This window comes from Catenuloplanes japonicus, from assembly GCF_000717135.1.
In the GTDB taxonomy this organism is placed as follows: domain Bacteria; phylum Actinomycetota; class Actinomycetes; order Mycobacteriales; family Micromonosporaceae; genus Catenuloplanes; species Catenuloplanes japonicus.
This window is the reverse complement of record NZ_JNXY01000111.1, coordinates 1-259: the sequence shown is the minus strand read 5'-3', so window position 1 is coordinate 259 and position 259 is coordinate 1. Positions and strand designations below refer to the sequence as shown.

The 259-nt window shown below is 52.5% G+C and carries 2 rRNA genes; both read left to right on the top strand.

From position 1 onward, the window contains the following. Positions 1 to 101 (top strand): 23S ribosomal RNA (locus tag OP04_RS48220); the annotation flags it as partial. An 87-nt stretch (positions 102 to 188) separates the two neighbouring features. After that, a 5S ribosomal RNA gene (gene rrf / locus OP04_RS48215) occupies positions 189 to 259 on the top strand; the annotation flags it as partial.

The following is a 259-nucleotide window of genomic DNA, read 5'->3' as shown; positions in this document are numbered from 1 at the left end:
TGGGGTAAGGCTCCCAGTAGATGACTGGGTTGATAGGCCGGAGATGTAAGCACGGTAACGTGTTGAGTTGACCGGTACTAATAGGCCGAGGACTTGACTACATCCTGAAACTTTTAAGCTGCTTGCGTCCACTGTGTGATGTCTGAACAAACAACCGTGTAGATCCCCGGTTGGAAAGTTCATAGTGTTACGGCGGTTATAGCGGTGGGGAAACGCCCGGTTACATTCCGAACCCGGAAGCTAAGCCCACCAGCGCCGA